At 48.5% G+C, this 16,988-nt stretch carries 14 protein-coding genes; 8 read left to right on the top strand and 6 right to left on the bottom strand.

What is annotated here, in order from left to right:
• Positions 1-207 precede the first annotated feature (207 nt).
• Positions 208-3,438 carry a carbamoyl-phosphate synthase (glutamine-hydrolyzing) large subunit gene (carB, locus tag F7D73_RS09655; RefSeq protein ID WP_153124692.1) on the bottom strand — a complete coding sequence of 1,077 codons (3,231 nt, stop codon included), beginning with the start codon at positions 3,436-3,438 and terminating at the stop codon, positions 208-210.
• Positions 3,439-3,731: 293 nt separating this feature from the next.
• Between carB and F7D73_RS09650 the strand changes: the two genes are divergently transcribed.
• The 3 genes from F7D73_RS09650 (at position 3,732) to F7D73_RS09640 (ending at position 6,518) form a co-directional block, all read left to right on the top strand.
• Positions 3,732-4,469, top strand: a complete 738-nt coding sequence (locus F7D73_RS09650) for a (Fe-S)-binding protein (protein WP_153124254.1) — start codon at positions 3,732-3,734, stop codon at positions 4,467-4,469.
• Positions 4,466-5,839 carry a lactate utilization protein B gene (locus F7D73_RS09645; RefSeq protein ID WP_153124252.1) on the top strand — a complete coding sequence of 458 codons (1,374 nt, stop codon included), beginning with the start codon at positions 4,466-4,468 and terminating at the stop codon, positions 5,837-5,839. Before F7D73_RS09650 ends, F7D73_RS09645 begins: the two co-directional genes overlap by 4 nt.
• A gap of 100 nt (positions 5,840-5,939) precedes the next feature.
• Complete coding sequence (locus F7D73_RS09640) at positions 5,940-6,518, top strand: LutC/YkgG family protein (RefSeq protein ID WP_153124250.1); 579 nt, start codon at positions 5,940-5,942, stop codon at positions 6,516-6,518.
• A gap of 85 nt (positions 6,519-6,603) precedes the next feature.
• Here the strand turns inward: F7D73_RS09640 and F7D73_RS09635 are convergent, their stop codons facing one another.
• The 5 genes from F7D73_RS09635 to F7D73_RS09615 form a co-directional block, all read right to left on the bottom strand.
• Positions 6,604-7,599, bottom strand: a complete 996-nt coding sequence (locus F7D73_RS09635; protein ID WP_153124248.1) for a GNAT family N-acetyltransferase — start codon at positions 7,597-7,599, stop codon at positions 6,604-6,606.
• A gap of 30 nt (positions 7,600-7,629) precedes the next feature.
• Entirely contained in the window at positions 7,630-8,046 is a 417-nt protein-coding gene (locus tag F7D73_RS09630; protein WP_153124246.1) for a sugar 3,4-ketoisomerase, read from the bottom strand.
• Positions 8,047-8,122: 76 nt separating this feature from the next.
• Positions 8,123-9,304, bottom strand: a complete 1,182-nt coding sequence (gene purT, locus F7D73_RS09625) for a formate-dependent phosphoribosylglycinamide formyltransferase (protein WP_153124244.1) — start codon at positions 9,302-9,304, stop codon at positions 8,123-8,125.
• Positions 9,305-9,359: 55 nt separating this feature from the next.
• On the bottom strand, positions 9,360-9,983 hold the full coding sequence (locus tag F7D73_RS09620) for an AAA family ATPase (protein ID WP_153124241.1): 624 nt from the start codon (positions 9,981-9,983) through the stop codon (positions 9,360-9,362).
• A gap of 86 nt (positions 9,984-10,069) precedes the next feature.
• Positions 10,070-11,443, bottom strand: coding sequence for an MATE family efflux transporter (locus F7D73_RS09615; protein WP_153124240.1), 1,374 nt, complete (start codon positions 11,441-11,443; stop codon positions 10,070-10,072).
• Between the two features lie 246 nt (positions 11,444-11,689).
• On the opposite strand from F7D73_RS09615, the gene F7D73_RS09610 reads away from it, so the two are divergent.
• From F7D73_RS09610 to F7D73_RS09590, 5 genes are all read left to right on the top strand, one after another.
• Positions 11,690-13,147: a S8 family peptidase gene (locus F7D73_RS09610; protein WP_437182312.1), complete on the top strand. Its 1,458-nt coding sequence runs from the start codon at positions 11,690-11,692 to the stop codon at positions 13,145-13,147.
• A gap of 191 nt (positions 13,148-13,338) precedes the next feature.
• Positions 13,339-14,649 (top strand): exodeoxyribonuclease VII large subunit, encoded by a 1,311-nt coding sequence (xseA, locus tag F7D73_RS09605; RefSeq protein ID WP_153124236.1) that lies wholly within the window; start codon positions 13,339-13,341, stop codon positions 14,647-14,649.
• Positions 14,650-14,683: 34 nt separating this feature from the next.
• A complete protein-coding gene (gene xseB, locus F7D73_RS09600; protein WP_089544660.1) occupies positions 14,684-14,878 on the top strand; it encodes an exodeoxyribonuclease VII small subunit in 195 nt (64 codons plus the stop codon).
• 219 nt (positions 14,879-15,097) lie between these two features.
• Positions 15,098-16,114 carry a branched-chain amino acid aminotransferase gene (locus tag F7D73_RS09595; protein WP_153124234.1) on the top strand — a complete coding sequence of 339 codons (1,017 nt, stop codon included), beginning with the start codon at positions 15,098-15,100 and terminating at the stop codon, positions 16,112-16,114.
• 607 nt (positions 16,115-16,721) lie between these two features.
• Positions 16,722-16,988 (top strand): Arm DNA-binding domain-containing protein (locus tag F7D73_RS09590; protein WP_262884882.1); only part of this gene is annotated, 267 nt, incomplete at its 3' end.

Raw genomic sequence — 16,988 nt, 5'->3', positions numbered from 1 at the left:
GAACTTGTGCCTTGCCTTACAGGGCGTATTTTATAAATATCTGCGAAATCTGCGTGAGATTCCTTTGCTGCGGATTTCAAATCCGCAGAGCCTAAAAAGGTTAGGACATTTTTTAACGCCGGATTTCAAATCCGGCGGGACGCCTAGCGGAAAAGATAATCATCTTTCGTAAAAATCCGTGTAATCCGTGCCTAAAAAACAACGAGATTACTCGTACTCCTGCCAGCTCTTAATCTGAAGCTGATCCTGGCTCAATGTGCAGAATGCCTCGATGAAGGCGGAAGCCAGGCGGGCATTGGTGATCAGAGGAATGTTGTGGTCGATGGCACCACGACGGATTCTGTAACCATTGGTGAGCTCACGCTTGGTGTGATTCTTAGGGATGTTGACGATGAGGTCGAACTTGTGGTCGGCAATCATCTGCATCACATTAGGAAGATCCTTGTGCTCCTCATCAGGCCATCCTACAGCAGTAGCCTTCACGTTGTTCTCGTTCAGGAACTTCGCTGTGCCGGCTGTAGCATAGATGGTGTAACCGTTCTTCACCAAAGCCTGGGCAGCATCGAGCAGAGAAGCCTTCTCCTTCGCACCACCACTTGAAAGCATGATGCCCTTGTCCTTTGAAGGAATCTTGTAGCCGGTGGCAATCAATGAGTTGAGCAATGCCTCCTCGAAAGTATCACCCATACAGCCTACCTCGCCGGTAGAACTCATATCTACACCCAAAACAGGGTCGGCGTTCTGCAAACGGGCGAATGAGAACTGTGAAGCCTTCACACCCATGCGGTCGATATCGAAGGCAGACTTGTCTGGCTTCTGATATGGAGCATCGAGCATGATGCGGGTAGCAGTCTCGATAAAGTTGCGCTTCAATACCTTGCTCACGAATGGGAATGAACGGGATGCACGGAGGTTACACTCGATAACCTTCACATCGCGACCCTTAGCCAGATACTGGATATTGAAAGGACCAGAGATGTTGAGCTCCTTGGCAATGGCACGTGAAATCTTCTTGATCTGACGGGCTGTAGCGAAGGAAATCTGCTGGGCAGGGAAGGTCATGGTAGCGTCACCGGAGTGAACACCAGCATACTCTACGTGCTCTGAAATACCATACTCTACAATCTCACCATTCTGAGCCACACCGTCGAACTCGATCTCGTTGGTCTCTGTCATAAACTGAGAGATAACCACTGGGTACTCCTTGGAAACCTCAGAAGCTGCCTCCAGGAAGCGACGCAACTCATCATCATCGTGGCAAACGTTCATGGCTGCACCAGAAAGAACGTAGGATGGACGAACGAGAACAGGATAGCCTACCTCGTCGATGAACTTCTGAACATCCTCCATAGAGGTGAGGGCGCTCCACTTAGGCTGGTCGATGCCGAGCTTATCGAGCATGGCAGAGAACTTACCGCGGTTCTCTGCACGGTCGATGTTGACAGGAGATGTACCCAGAATTGGCACAGACTGGCGATGGAGCTTCATAGCCAGGTTGTTTGGAATCTGACCACCTACAGAAACAATCACACCACGTGGTGACTCCAGGTCGATGACATCGAGTACACGCTCGAATGAAAGCTCATCGAAGTAGAGACGGTCGCACATATCGTAGTCGGTAGATACGGTCTCTGGGTTGTAGTTGATCATGATTGACTTGTAACCCAACTTGCGTGCTGTGTTGATGGCGTTTACTGAACACCAGTCGAACTCTACAGAAGAACCGATGCGGTAAGCACCCGAACCGAGAACGATGACAGACTTCTCGTTCTTGTAGTAGTTGATGTCGTAACCCTCTACAGCGTATGTCATGTAGAGATAGTTAGTAAGGTCAGGATGCTCGCTAGCCACGGTAGGGATGCGCTTCACGGCAGGCAGAATGTTCAGCTTCTTGCGCTGGGCACGAACTGCGAGCACCTCCTTCTCCATATTGGTGTTCTGAGTCTTCAATACGAAGCGGCCAATCTGGAAGTCAGAGAATCCCAATACCTTAGCCTCGCGCAATACCTCGGCTGGAATCTCCTCCAAAGTGTTGTATGTAGAAAGCTTGTGCTTGTAATCTACGATATTCTTCATGCGCTCGATGAACCAAGGGTCAATCTTGGTCAACTCCTCGATGCGCTCGATGGTGTAACCTTCCTCCAAAGCCTGGGCGATGGCGAAGATACGGAGGTCGGTAGGGTTGGAAAGTTCCTCATCCAGGTTGTCGAACTTGGTGTGGTCGTTGCCAACGAAACCGTGCATTCCCTGACCAATCATACGGAGACCCTTCTGGAGCATCTCCTCGAATGAGCGGCCGATAGACATGATTTCGCCTACAGACTTCATGGAAGAACCAATCTTGCGGCTTACACCGGCAAACTTGGTAAGGTCCCAACGAGGAATCTTGCAGATCATATAGTCGAGTGATGGAGCTACATAAGCTGAGTTAGGAGTACCCATCTCGCCAATCTGGTCGAGTGTATAACCGAGGGCAATCTTGGCAGCAACGAAAGCCAAAGGATAACCAGTAGCTTTAGAAGCGAGGGCAGAAGAACGGCTCAATCGAGCGTTGATCTCGATGATACGGTAGTCGTTGGTCTCAGCGTTGAAAGCATACTGGATGTTGCACTCACCCACGATGTTGAGGTGACGGACACACTTCACGGCGATGTCCTGCAACATCTTCACCTGCTCGTCGGTGAGAGAACAGGTTGGAGCCACAACGATAGATTCACCTGTGTGAATACCCAGTGGGTCGAAGTTTTCCATAGAGGCAACGGTGAAGCAACGGTCGTTGGCATCACGGATGCATTCGAACTCAATCTCCTTCCATCCCTTCAGGCTCTCCTCAACGAGCACCTGAGGTGCGAAAGTGAAGGCAGATTCAGCAATCTCCTTGAACTCCTCTTCGGTCTTGCAGACACCAGAACCGAGACCACCCAGCGCATAGGCAGAACGGATCATGATAGGGTAGCCGATGTTGCGTGCCGCAGCCACAGCCTCTTCCATGTTCTCGCAAGCGTGGCTTACTGGAACCTTGAGGTCAACCTTGTTGAGCTCCTTCACGAAGAGGTCGCGGTCTTCAGTGTTCATGATAGCCTCGACAGAGGTACCCAGCACATCCACACCGTACTCCTTGAGCACACCACTGAGGTAGAGTTCTGTACCCACGTTCAAACCTGTCTGACCACCCCAAGCCAGCATAATGCCGTCTGGGCGCTCCTTCTTGATAATTTCAGTTACAAAAAAAGGTGTCACCGGCAAGAAATAAACCTTGTCAGCAATACCTTCACTTGTCTGAATTGTAGCAACATTTGGATTAATGAGGACGGAACTAATACCCTCCTCGCGCAAAGCCTTGAGAGCCTGCGAACCGGAATAGTCAAACTCACCTGCCTGGCCGATTTTCAAAGCACCGGAACCCAGAACGAGGACTTTCTTAAGCTGTTTCTTCATCATTAAATATAACTATAAGTTTGTTCTTTATATGTCTTGTTATTTATGTTTTTAGCAACTAAACTGTATTTGCGTTAGTTCACAAATGGTAGACACTCTATTTCGAGTTGCAAAGTTACGCTATTTATTTGATTATTCCAAATTTTCTGCAAATCTTTACAGTTAAATAACATCAATTATTATTATTTCTTCTCTAGAATGTCGTATTTTTGCAATTATTTTGTTACTTTTGCAGCGGCTTTTAGTCATGTAGAAAAAGAATAAAAAATAGCAAACAAGATAAATATACAACAATGAAAGTCGGATTATTCGTCCCTTGCTATGTAGATGCCTTATACCCTGAAGCGGGTGTGGCTACATACAAGTTGCTCAAGCATTACGGACTGGACGTGGGTTATCCCGAAAAACAGACTTGCTGCGGTCAGCCAATGGCAAACGCTGGTTTTCAGGACAAGTCGGAGAAGGTCATTGAGACATTTGATGAACTGTTCAAGGATTACGATTACATCGTAGCTCCTTCTGCATCATGTGCCGCTTACGTGAAGGTGTATTACCCTAAGATTCTTGAGGGTAAGCACGAGTGTGTTTCCTCTAAAAAGATTATGGACGTTGTGGAGTTCCTTCACGATGTACTGAAGGTTGATCATGTGCCTGGCAAATTCCCGCATGAGGTCAGTGTGCACAACAGTTGCCATGGTGTGCGCGAGCTTGGATTGTCGTCTCCTTCTGAGCGACACATCAAGCCATTCAATAAGATTATCGACCTGTTGAATATGGTGGAAGGTATTACCGTTCACGAACCGGAGCGCAAGGATGAGTGCTGCGGATTCGGTGGTATGTTCTCTATCGAGGAGCCTGCCGTTTCTACCCGTATGGGCGAGGACAAGATCAAGCGTCACATGGCTACGGGTGCCGAATATGTTACCGGACCGGATTCTTCCTGCCTGATGCACATGGCTGGTATTGCCAAGAAGGAGAAGATGCCGATTAAGTTTATCCATGTTGTTCAAATTTTAGCTGCAGGACTATGAGTACAGAACATTCCAAAAGAGCTGCGAAGTTTACGCAGAACGTAGAGAAGACCACCTGGCACGATGCTACCTTCTGGTCTGTTCGTCAGAAGAGAGATAAGATGGCACAGGAACTTCCTGAGTGGGAAGATCTCCGCGAGCATGCGTCTGAAATCAAGATGCACACCATCACCCATCTTGCCGATTACCTCGATATGTTTTCCAAGAACCTGGAGAGCCGTGGGGTGAAGGTGCACTGGGCAAAGGATGCACAGGAGTTCAACGAGATTGTGCTCGGTATCCTGAAGGATCATAACGTGAAGAAGATGGTGAAGTCGAAGTCGATGCTCACCGAGGAGTGCGAGATGAATCCTTATCTGGAGAAGCATGGTATTGACGTGGTGGAGACCGACCTGGGTGAGCGCATCATCCAGCTTCTGGGTCAGAAGCCTAGCCATATCGTGATGCCTGCCATCCACCTGAAGCGTGAGGAAGTGGGACAGATGTTCGAGGAGAAGGGAATCTCCAAGGAAATCGGAAACTACGATCCTACTTACCTGACCCGCTGTGCCCGTCATCATCTCCGCGACCAGTTTATGGAAGCTGGAGCAGGTATGACCGGCTGCAACTTTGGTGTGGCTGCCACCGGCGATTGTGTGGTCTGCACCAACGAGGGTAATGCCGATATGACCACTTCCATGCCTAAGCTCCACATCGTAGCGATGGGTATCGAGAAGCTGGTTCCTGATTATAAGTCATTGGCTGTATTCCAGCGCCTGCTCTGCCGCTGTGGAACAGGTCAGCCTACCACTACCTATACTTCTCATTTCCGTCAGGCTCGTCCGGGTGCTGAGATGCATGTGGTATTGGTGGATAACGGCAGAAGCGACATTCTTGCCGATAAGGACCACTGGCAGACCTTGAAGTGCATGCGCTGTGGAGCCTGCATGAACACCTGTCCGGTTTATCGCCGTTCGGGCGGTTACAGTTACACCTATTTCATTCCGGGTCCTATCGGTGTGAACCTGGGTATGCTGAAGAATCCTCAGAAGTACAGCGACAATGTTTCAGCCTGCACCTTGTGCTTGTCTTGCGACAATGTCTGCCCTTCCAAGGTAGGTCCTGGTTCGCAGATTTATGTATGGCGCCAGAGTCTGGAGAAGTTGGGCAAGGCAGATCCTGTGAAGAGAGCGATGTCGAACGGTATGAAGTATCTCTTCGACCGTCCTGCGCTCTACACCACAGCCTTGAAGTTTGCACCACTCGTTAATCTGGTTCCTGAGTGCTGCACGCACTTCAGCAATTGGAATGCCTGGGGCATCGGTCACGCCATGCCTGAGTTTGCAAAGAAGAGTTTCCATCAGCTTTGGAAAGAAGGAAAGGTGAAGTGATTTAAGTGATTAATGATTAGTTATTAATGATTAACGGCTTTACTGATCATAAAGTTCAAAGTTCAAAGCTCAAAGTTCAAAGTAAATATTTCAAAGTTCAATGAATAAAGAAGTTTTCCTGAACAAGTTGCGTAAGAATACGCACGTTCAATTCGATATGCCTGCCGTAGATGTCAAGGGAATCCAGTATGAGGATACCTTGAAGCAGTTTATTGAGATGACTGAGTCTGTGGGTGGACACGTGATAGAGGCGAAGGAAGGCGAGAGCCTGGATGAGCTTGTGAAGAAGGCTTATCCGGAAGCCAAGGTCTTTGCTTCTCATCTGCCTGAGATTACCATCGCGCAGAAGAATCCTGATACCGTGGCTGAGGCTAACGACCTGAATGGTACCGATGTGGGTATTGTTCGTGGTGAAGTGGGCGTGGCTGAGAACGGTTGCGTCTGGATTCCTCAGACCATGAAGGAGAAAGCGGTGCTTTTCATCTCTGAATATCTTGTGATTTTCCTCGAAAAATCCAAGATTGTGAACAATATGCATGAGGCTTATGCCCGTATTGAGATGGATCCGAAGTATAATTTCGGTACTTTCATCAGTGGTCCTTCCAAGACTGCCGATATTGAGCAGGCATTGGTTATGGGTGCGCAGGCTGCTAGAGGTGTAACAGTTGTGTTAGTATAAAAAAAACAGGTGTTAACTGTTAACCTGTTAACTCTATAGATAAATCCCGAAGTTCCTGATGTGGAATTTCGGGATTTATATTTTCTTATAATCTCCATTCATACGTATCATAAACCACTCCTCTTCCTCCGAAACCTTCCTTCTGGTGGATGAGGTTGGCGTTGAGGTAGTTTCCTCTGTCTTCGGTCGATTTACCGAAGTCGATGAATGGGGCGTTCCATTTCTTCTGGTTGATGATGTAATCGAAGAGCAGGTCCAGGGCTCCCTCTTCCTTCCCCTTTTCTGAAGCACCGATGTATTGGGTGTGTATTACTTGTGGAGTAATGAAGAGGATGGTTCCTGCAATGACTTCCTCGTCCTTGAGAACAGAATAGCCGATGATGTTTTCCGGAAAACGGCTCATCAGGAGCTGCAGTTCCTCGTTGCTGTGTACGGGGCGGGTATGATATTTCTGCTGCAGATTGTTGTTGAGGATGTTCCAGAAGGCAAGTACATCTTCGGGGGTACTTTGTCTGATGATGAGCTGGTTTCTCTTTGCCTTTCTGATTCCTCTTCTTCTCTGTTCAGAGAATCTGAGCTTGTTATGCAGCGGAATGGTGGTGGATATTTCCCTGGTGCTGAGGCTAGCCTTGCCTGTGTGGATAAGGGCATAGAGATCTTCCTCGGATGGAATCTTGTGATAAATCCAAGGGATTGCCTTATAGGTGAGTTTCGAAAAGCCTTCCTGCTTCAGATAGTTTCCGATGGCTTCGAAGGTTTCGCAGGTAAGCGCTGCTGTCATCTTGTTGCAGGTGAGCAGACCGCCATACGTAAGTCCCTGATGGGAAACCAGTTCTTTTAGAGAAATCTCAATGTCAGAATCAGAAACCACCTTATTGCCGGAATCAGAAACCACCTCGTTGGCTGGCAGCAGGGCATAGAGCTTGTCCTTATAATAAATCATCAGGGAATGGTCGTGAAATCGGTCCTGATGATAATCCATATAGTTTCTATCAAACAGGAAGGTTCCCTGTCGGGATTGCTTTACGAATTCATTCCAAGTCTGATGGTTTTCTGGGGTGTATCTTTTGACAGTTATCATTCCTGTAGTGGATTAAATAGGATTCTTGGATTATCTCTTTCGGGAAGAGATGTAATCCAGGAACTCTTCGTATTCATATAGATAATCATCGGCATCGTAAGGCTCTGAGGCGAGTACAAGGCAGACAGCTCCTGGTGAGAAGTTGTCGAGGGTGCGCCAGATTTCCGTATCCAGAAACAAGCCTTGGTCGGGACTGGTCAGATGGTATTGCTTCTTCTCGTGTCCATCGTCCAGATTGACCGTAAAGGAGCCTTTGGCAGCAATGATTACCTGTCGGAGCTGCTTGTGAGCATGTCCACCCCGGTTTTCTCCCTGAGGCACTCCATATATCCAGTAGGCCCGTTTCACCCGGAAGGGAATCTGTTGCTTCTTGTCGTCAATAGATACGAAATCACCGGTAGAAGTTGTTTCCAGGGGTAGATCGATGATTTTTCCGATTTCTTTCATTCGTCTAAGGGAATAATAGATACAGAAAACAGAAGTTTCCCCATTTCCTGTACCTATTATATATTATATGTATTGTTTATTTCTTCATATATGGGTCGGTACCCAATACGGTCTTTGCCAGGCGCTTTGCCTTGTCGCGGAGCTGGTTGAGGTCATCGCCCTTTTCGCCGTAGCAGAGAACGACACCCATGCGGCGACCCACGTGAGCCTCAGGCTTACCGAAGATGCGGATGCGGGTGTGGTCTTCCTTCAGGGCATCGAGCATGTTGTAGTTCAATGGCTCTGTACTTTCCTCAGGAGAGAGGATGACGGCAGAACAGCCTACGTGCTCCAGGTGGATTCCTGCGATAGGCAAGCCCATCACGGCACGGAAGTGGAGCTCAAACTCGCTCAGATTGGTAGTGTGACCGAGAGTAACCATACCTGTATCGTGTGGACGAGGACTCAGCTCAGAGAAGATAACCTCTCCCTGCTTGCTCAGGAAGAACTCTACGCCCCAGAGACCGGCACCGGTCAAAGCCTTGGTCACTTCGCCTGCGATGTGCTCAGCCTTCTTCAAAGCTTCCTCAGGAATCTGGAATGGCTGCCAGCTCTCTCGGTAGTCACCGCCTTTCTGTACATGGCCGATAGGTGGGCAGAAGAGGGTAGGACCATCCTTCTGGGTTACGGTGAGGAGGGTGAACTCAGAATCGAAGTCGATGAATTCTTCGATAATCACTTCCTTCACGTCGCCACGACCTTCCTCCATCGCCTCCTTGTAAGCCTCCTTCAGCTCATCGTCGTTGTGAACATAGCTCTGTCCATGACCGCTTGAACTCATCAGAGGCTTCACTACGCATGGAAAACCAATCTCATCAGCAGCGTTCTTGAACTCCTCGAAGGTCTTTGCGTAGAAATACTTGGCTGTGCGCAGACCCAGTTCCTTGGCAGCCAGGTCGCGGATGGCACGGCGGTTCATGGTGTAGTTCACGGCGCGGGCAGAAGGTACAATCTGAATGCCCTCCTTCTCGAAGTCGAAGAGTCGCTCGGTGCGGATAGCTTCAATCTCAGGCACGATGATGTCTGGGTGATGTTTCTCTACCACTGCGGTCAATGCGTCGCCATCGAGCATTGAGAACACTTCTCGCTCGTCGGCTACCTGCATGGCTGGTGCATTGTCATACTTGTCGCAAGCGATGACGTACTGTCCTGCTCGCTTTGCGGCGATGGTAAACTCTTTGCCCAGTTCGCCTGAGCCCAAAAGCATAATCTTCTTCATTTATATGATGTTTAATGTTTTATGTCCCTAATAATTAATCACTAATCACTAATAATTAATCACTAAGTCCGAACTTCTTTCTGATGAATTCTGCGATAAACTTGGCTGTCTCTTCGATTCCCAGATGGCTGCTGTTGATGCAGAGGTCGTAGCTTTCGCTGTGTCCCCACTTCTTGCCTGTATAGTAATCGTAGTAAGAGGCTCGCTGCTCCTCGTGGCTTTCGATAAACTTGCGAGCGGAGGCTCTGTCGATGTCCTTTCGCTTGCAAACTGCCTTGATGCGGTCGTCGATGTTGGCTGTGATGAAGATATTGATCACATTCTTGTAGTCACGCAGCACATAATCGGCGGTTCTGCCTACGAAAACGCAGTTGCCCTGGTCGGCAGCCTTCTTGATGGCGTCGCTCTGGAATTTATATAAGCCTTCCTGCGAGAAGTCGTTGTGATAAAAGTTGCTGTCGCTCAGGAAAGGCAGATGAGAATGGAAGAGAGACTTGAAGAATCCCTTCTGCTCATCGTTCTGCTCGAAGAATTTCTCGGAGAATCCGCTCTCCTTGGCTGCCAGGTTCAGCAGCTCACGGTCGTAGCATTTGCAACCGAATTCTTTCGCCAGCTTCTCGGCGATGATATGGCCGCCGCTTCCTATCTGGCGACCTACGTTTATGATAATCTTTTCCATTACTTTGAACTCTTTAACTTTGAACTTTGAAATTTGAACATTGAACTTTATGATTAGTAAAGCCGTTAATCACTAATAACTAATAACTAATCACTAACTTTCATGTTTTCTTTATGTTGTCTTTTCAACTTGTTCATGTACCAAACCATCACGACTCCGGCAATGAGGGCTGCCGAGAAGTCGGAGATAGGCATGCTGCACCATACACCGTCAATGCCCCAGAACATCGGCAGAAAAGCCAGAAGCGGCAGGAGAATGAGCAACTGTCTCGACAAGGAGAGGAAGATGCTGATCTTCACCTTTCCGATGCATTGGAAGAAGTTGGTGATAACCATCTGGAAACCGATGACCGGGAAGCAGAACATAACCACTCTGATTGCCTTGATGCCTAGGTCTATCAGTGTTTTATCAGTAGTGAACAGTCTTGCGCAGTAGTAAGGCAGGAACATCGCTATCAGCCAGCCTACCACCATGATGGCGGTGGCAGCAATGATGCTCAGGTTCAAGACGCGCATCAGACGGTCCAGCTTCTGGGCGCCATAGTTGTAGCCGGCAATAGGCTGCATTCCCTGGTTAATACCAAACACGAACATGATGAACACCATCGCAATACCGTTGGCTATTCCATAGGCACCCACGGAGAGGTCGCCTCCGAATTTCACCAGCTGGTTGTTGATGAAGATGACGATGATGCAGGCGCACACGTTCATCAGGAAAGGCGAAATGCCGATGGAAAGGATTTTGTCCACGAGCTTTCTCTTCAGTTTATAGATGCCTTTCTTCATGTGGAGCAGCTCGTTCTTGTTGCTGAAGAGCTTGAACTGCCAGCACAGTGCCATCAGCTGCGAAAGGATGGTGGCGATGGCGGCTCCCTGTATTCCCCATTTGAAGACGAGGATGAAGAGCGCATCCAATATCACGTTCATTACCACCGTGAAGATGGTGGCGTACATCGCCTGCTTCGGCTTGCTCGCCACTCGGAGCAGGGAGTTCATGCCGAAATACATGTGGCTCACTACATTGCCCAGCAGAATGATGACCATATACTCATGCGCATAGGTGAGCGTCTGGTCGCTGGCTCCGAAGAATCTCAGGATAGGGTCGAGGAAGAGCAGACAGATGATGCTCAGTCCGATACCGATGATGAGATTCAGTGAAATCGTGTTACCCAGAATGTTCTGCGCTGTGGCATAATCCTTTTGTCCCAACTTCACGCTGATGGCAGTAGACGCTCCTACGCCCACACCGGCTCCGAAGGCGGCGGTGAGGTTCATGAAGGGGAAGGTGATGGCAAGTCCTGAGATGGCCATGGCTCCCACACCCTGACCGATGAATACACGGTCTACGATGTTGTAGAGCGAGGAGGCGGTCATCGCAATCATCGCTGGCAGGGCGTACTGAACGAGCAGCTTGCCCACCGGCTTTGTACCTAATTCTAATGTCGCTTGTTTATTTTCCATTTATATCTGTTTTTTCCTCATAGGCAATCGCCTGCTGCTTTCAGAAAGCAACTGCGTCGCCTACTTGTCTGCAAAATTACAAAAAATATCTGATACCTTATTATATATATGAAGAAAATCTTGCTTTCTCCACAAAAACTTCTTTTTTCTTTTGGCGTTTTCGTACAATTTCTGTACTTTTGCACTTTAGAATAAACAATAACAATAAACAATGACGACCGGCGAATCATGCCGGATTGACCTATAATGATGAAAAAATATTTAATGCTTTATGCATTCTTAATGACCACCCTTTCGTTGCTGGCTCACGATGACAGGGTTACAAATTTTGAGCAACTGATGCGATTGCCTCGCATCACGGAGACTGATATGGTGTCTTTCCCTGGTGGCAAGTGCATGATGTATCGTCTCTATCTCAAGGATAAGGATCTGATGAATACGCCTTATTCCGTAGAGCGTCCGGAGGAGTTTCTCTCTTCCCGTTCCATAGAGCGCCGCAAGCGTCAGGGGCTTCCCGTCGACGTGACCGACCTGCCCGTAGCTCCTGCCTATCTCAAGGCCGTGAGCGATGCGGGCATTGAGATTGTGGGCAAGAGCAAGTGGAACAATACTCTGCTGGTCCGCATCCACAAGGAGAAGGAACTGCGGAAACTGGAGGGATTGGATTTCATCACCCAGACCCGGAAGGTCTTTGAAGCGCCCGATTCCGTTACCCAGCGTGTACGTTCCTCCGTTAGAAAGGGAAATAACGACTGGACGAGCGATGGCTCCGGCGAATATGGTGCGGCAAAGGATCAGCTGAAAGCCCTGAATGGCGAGAAACTCCATGCCAATGCCTATCGGGGCAAGGGCTTGATGATAGCTGTCTTTGACGGTGGATTCATGAATGTGGATAAGATTCCGGCGCTTCATGGCATTCATCTGGCAGGCATCCGTGATTTCGTGGTGCCTGAATCCAAGAATGTCTTCGCAGAGATGGAGCATGGAACGATGGTCCTCTCTACGATGGCTGCCAATCTGCCTGAAGTTTATATCGGTGTGGCTCCGGATGCGCAGTATCTGCTGGTGCGTTGCGAGGACGAGCGCACGGAGAGTCTTGCCGAGGAGGATTACTGGGCTGAGGCTGCGGAATATGCTGACAGCTGCGGTGTGGATATTATCAATTCCTCCCTGGGTTATCATGGTTTTGATGATGCGAAGATGAATCATCATTATTATGAGCAGGATGGAAATACGGCTCTTATCTCGCGTTCGGCTTCGATGTGTGCCGACAAGGGAATCGTCTGCGTCAACTCTGCCGGAAACGACGGTATGGGCAGTTGGAAGAAGATTAATTTCCCAGCCGATGCAAAGGATATTCTTACCGTAGGAAGCATCAACGAAATGGGTGTGAATGCGGCTTTCAGTGCCGTAGGACCTACGGCTGACGGAAGAATCAAGCCTGATGTGATGGCGTATGGTAGTCCTACTGCGGTAATTACGGGCAGGGGAAGCATCATCAATGATAACGGTACTTCGTTCTCCTCGCCGCTGATTGCGGGCATGGTGGCTTGTCTCTGGCAGGCGCTCCCCCACAAGACAGCCAAGCAGATTATCAAGCTCGTGAAATTGGCTGGCAACAACCAGCAGCATCCCGATAATGTCTTCGGCTACGGTGTTCCTGATTTCTGGAAAGCTTATCAAACGGGGAAAGCGATTAAGTAGGCACGGAGAAAAAGAATAAGGCACGGAGAAGAAAGAATAAGGCACGGATTACACGGATTACACGGAGGCTCGCGCCCTTGTCCTCTGATAAAAAATCCGTGTAATCCGTGTAATCCGTGCCTAAAAAAAAATCCCGTGCCTAAAAAATTACCGTGCCCCAAAAAATAATTCAGTGCCAAAAATATAAGAGTATGAAGCAAAGATTGTCTCTCTATGAATTAAACTCGATAGTCAGCGAAATCATTTCGATGTCCTTGCCCGACAGCTATTGGGTGGAAGCGGAACTCTCTGAGGCTCGCGAGGGCTATGGTGGGCACTGCTATCTGGAGCTCATCGAAAAGGACGAGCGCTCCAATACGCCGATAGCCAAGGCGCACGCCGCCTGCTGGCGAAACCGATGGATGCTCATCAAGCCGAACTTCGAACGCGTCACCGGACAGCGCATCCATGCTGGCATGAAGGTGCTGCTCAAGGTTCATGCCCAGTTTCATGAGAACTACGGCTTCTCATGGATTGTAGACGACATCGACCCCAACTATACGATGGGAGATATGGCGCGCAAGCGGTTGGAAATCATCAATACGCTGAAGGAAGAAGGCGTCTTCGAACTCCAGAAGGAGCTGGTTCTCCCGATGTTCTGCCAGCGCATAGCCGTCATTTCGAGTGCCACGGCTGCCGGATATGGCGATTTCTGCAATCAGCTTGCCGATAATGACTATGGCTTGCAGTTCTCTACCCGTCTCTTTCCTGCCACAATGCAGGGAGAGGGAGTGGAGCAGAGCGTCATCGCCGCCCTTGATAGCATCAATGCCGAATGGGAGGAGTTCGACTGTGTGGTCATCATCCGTGGTGGAGGAGCCACCAGCGATCTTTCCGGTTTCGATACTTTGGCGCTTGCCGAGAATGTGGCGAATTTTCCGCTCCCTATCATCACGGGAATCGGACATGAGAGGGATGAGAGTGTGCTTGATATGATTTCCTTCCAGCGTGTGAAGACGCCTACGGCTGCCGCTGCCTTCCTCATCAATCATCTTACCGAGGTCTATGCCCGGGTGATGAATGCGCAGGAGGCTATCGTGCAGAACGTGAAGCACCGGCTGCAGGTGGAGAAGATGAGACTTGAAAGGTTGAGCAACACCATTCCGGTTCAGTTCTCGCTGGTAAAGACGCGGCAGGGGGCTTATCTCGACCGTCTGATGAGTCGGCTCAGCTCGAATGTCCAGTCGAAAGTATCGAATGCCCAGCGCAAGTTGGAGATTCTCTCGCAGAACATCCAGCCGGTATTGGAACGGAAAATGCTCAACGAGAGCCATCGCCTGCAGCTCCTTCAGCAGCGCATTCAGGCGCAGGATCCCGAGTTGTTGCTGAAACGTGGCTACAGCATCACGCTGAAAGATGGCAAGAGTGTCCGTTCTGCCTCGCAGCTGAAGCCTGGTGACATCATCGAAACGAGGTTCGCCGAGGGCAATGTGAAGTCGGAAGTGCAAAATATCCACTGTTAACTGTTAACCTGTTAACTCCAAACAAAATAAAATTATGGCAAAAGAAGAAATGAAATATGAGCAAGCTGTAAGAGAGCTTGAGCAGATTGTAGAAAGAATGGAGAATGATGAGCTCGATATCGACCAGCTCTCCGAGCAGTTGAAGCGTGCCAAGACCCTGGTGAAACTCTGCAAGGACAAACTCACCAAGACCGATGAGGAAATCAAGAAGCTCCTTAGCGAAGATTGATTTCCCCTCTCACCAGTTTCGGCGGATTTGTAATCCGCTAAAAGGACCGGCGCAAGAATAAAATAGCCCATAAATTTGGTAAAATTATGCCTTAATATGGCAGAAATGAATAAAATGATAACGTTTTCACTAAAAAGATTGCAAAATAGTTGCAGATTAATAGAATATTTTGTACTTTTGCATTCAAAATATTAGTAGAACATTAAAAATATAGATGTTATGAAAGACTTAGATTGGTCTAATTTGTCATTTGGCTATCGCCAGACTGACTACAATGTTCGCTGTTACTATCGCGACGGCAAATGGGGCGAAATAGAAGTTTGCTCTGATGAGTATTTGAAATTGCACATGGCTGCAACCTGCTTGCACTATGGTCAGGAGGCTTTCGAGGGCTTGAAGGCTTATCGTTGCCCAGACGGCAAGGTGCGCGTGTTCCGTATGGACGAGAACGCTAAGCGCTTGCAGAGCACATGTCGCGGCATTCTGATGCCAGAGGTGCCTACAGAAATGTTCGAGGAAATGGTGAAGAAGGTGGTCCGCCTCAACCAGGAGTGGATTCCTACCTATGAGAGCGGTGCTACGCTCTATATCCGTCCGCTGCTCATCGGTACAAGTGCTCAGGTGGGCGTGCATCCTTCTAAGGAGTATTGCTTCCTCATCTTCGTAACTCCAGTGGGTCCATACTTCAAGGGTGGATTCTCTACCAACCCATACGTCATCATCCGCGATTTCGACCGCTCTGCTCCTCTCGGAACAGGTATTTATAAGGTAGGTGGAAACTATGCTGCTTCCCTCAGAGCCAACAATATTGCCCACGAGAAGGGTTATGCCTGCGAGTTCTATCTCGACGCCAAGGAGAAGAAATACATGGATGAGTGTGGAGCTGCCAACTTCTTCGGTATCAAGAACAATACATACGTTACTCCTAAGAGTACCTCTATCCTCCCTTCTATCACCAACAAGAGCTTGATGCAGTTGGCTGAGGATCTCGGTATGAAGGTTGAGCGCCGTCAGATTCCTGAGGATGAGCTGGATTCATTCGAGGAGGCTGGTGCATGCGGTACAGCTGCCGTAATCAGTCCTATCAGTTACATTGATGATTTGGATACTGGCAAGCGCTACAACTTCGGTGAGAAGCCAGGTCCTATCTCTAAGCACCTCTATGATACCCTCCGTGGAATCCAGTATGGTACCATCGAGGACAAGCACGGTTGGACAACCGTAGTTATTGAGTAAAAACCAATAAGAGATAATATTTCGTTCAGAGCACTTTGAGGAGTTTTCGCTTCTTGGAGTGCTTTTTTCTTATAAATAGAGGAGGAGGTTAACAGAGTTAACAGTTAACAGCTGTTTTTTCCTACCTCCCCCTCGCGTACCTTATATAATAATAAATATATATATACTTATTTTTATATGTGTAGGGGTGGGGGTATGCATTTTTGGGGTGTTAACTGTTAACCCTGTTAACCCTGCCCCTCTTTCGTGCTTACTCTATGTTTCCTGATGGTCAACTCATAGAGTTGGGAGGGAAGAAACTATGAGTTAGTATTTTTAACATAAAGCTCTAAAGCAGCCAAAGGAGAATAAGAGAGGTTGGAACGTAAACAGTTGGGAATGAGCAGATTTGCACAAAGTTGCCAAATCGGCATAAAGCAAGCGAGTGAGGAATATTGAAGTAGTTCAGTTACTAAATCGTGAGCCACAGTTACCTATGCAAAGCAGGTAACAATGCGGAAAGGCAACTTTGTGTATCAACGGATTTTATTGCGCTGATTCTCAATGTTTTGCGTATCAAGGAACGCTTACAAAATGATTATATTTGCACACTCAAAATGTAAGCGTTATGAAAATCGAAAAATTCAAGGTGTTGCTCTACCTAAAAAAGAGCGGATTGGACAAGAACGGAAAAGCTCCCATCATGGGACGCATCACGGTGAACAGGACTATGGCGCAGTTCTCCTGCAAGTTGTCTTGCACTCCATCGCTTTGGAATCCTCGTGCCAGCCGATTGGAGGGCAAGAGCAAGGAAGCCGTGGAAACCAACAAGGACATCGAGCAGTTGTTGCTTTCCATCCAAAAGGCTTTCGATGTGCTTGTGGAAAAGAGAACG

It is taken from the genome of Segatella copri (assembly GCF_009494395.1).
In the GTDB taxonomy this organism is placed as follows: Bacteria; Bacteroidota; Bacteroidia; order Bacteroidales; family Bacteroidaceae; genus Prevotella.
The sequence above is the reverse complement of the archived record's forward strand: the minus strand, read 5'-3'. Positions and strand labels throughout refer to the sequence as shown.

Bases quoted from the DNA above. Each gene is read 5' to 3' on its own strand.
- carB (WP_153124692.1), bottom strand. From the start codon at position 3,438: ATGAAGAAACAGCTTAAGAAAGTCCTCGTTCTGGGTTCCGGTGCTTTG.
- F7D73_RS09650 (WP_153124254.1), top strand. From the start codon at position 3,732: ATGAAAGTCGGATTATTCGTCCCTTGCTATGTAGATGCCTTATACCCT.
- F7D73_RS09645 (WP_153124252.1), top strand. From the start codon at position 4,466: ATGAGTACAGAACATTCCAAAAGAGCTGCGAAGTTTACGCAGAACGTA.
- F7D73_RS09640 (WP_153124250.1), top strand. From the start codon at position 5,940: ATGAATAAAGAAGTTTTCCTGAACAAGTTGCGTAAGAATACGCACGTT.
- F7D73_RS09635 (WP_153124248.1), bottom strand. From the start codon at position 7,599: ATGATAACTGTCAAAAGATACACCCCAGAAAACCATCAGACTTGGAAT.
- F7D73_RS09630 (WP_153124246.1), bottom strand. From the start codon at position 8,046: ATGAAAGAAATCGGAAAAATCATCGATCTACCCCTGGAAACAACTTCT.
- purT (WP_153124244.1), bottom strand. From the start codon at position 9,304: ATGAAGAAGATTATGCTTTTGGGCTCAGGCGAACTGGGCAAAGAGTTT.
- F7D73_RS09620 (WP_153124241.1), bottom strand. From the start codon at position 9,983: ATGGAAAAGATTATCATAAACGTAGGTCGCCAGATAGGAAGCGGCGGC.
- F7D73_RS09615 (WP_153124240.1), bottom strand. From the start codon at position 11,443: ATGGAAAATAAACAAGCGACATTAGAATTAGGTACAAAGCCGGTGGGC.
- F7D73_RS09610 (WP_437182312.1), top strand. From the start codon at position 11,690: ATGATGAAAAAATATTTAATGCTTTATGCATTCTTAATGACCACCCTT.
- xseA (WP_153124236.1), top strand. From the start codon at position 13,339: ATGAAGCAAAGATTGTCTCTCTATGAATTAAACTCGATAGTCAGCGAA.
- xseB (WP_089544660.1), top strand. From the start codon at position 14,684: ATGGCAAAAGAAGAAATGAAATATGAGCAAGCTGTAAGAGAGCTTGAG.
- F7D73_RS09595 (WP_153124234.1), top strand. From the start codon at position 15,098: ATGAAAGACTTAGATTGGTCTAATTTGTCATTTGGCTATCGCCAGACT.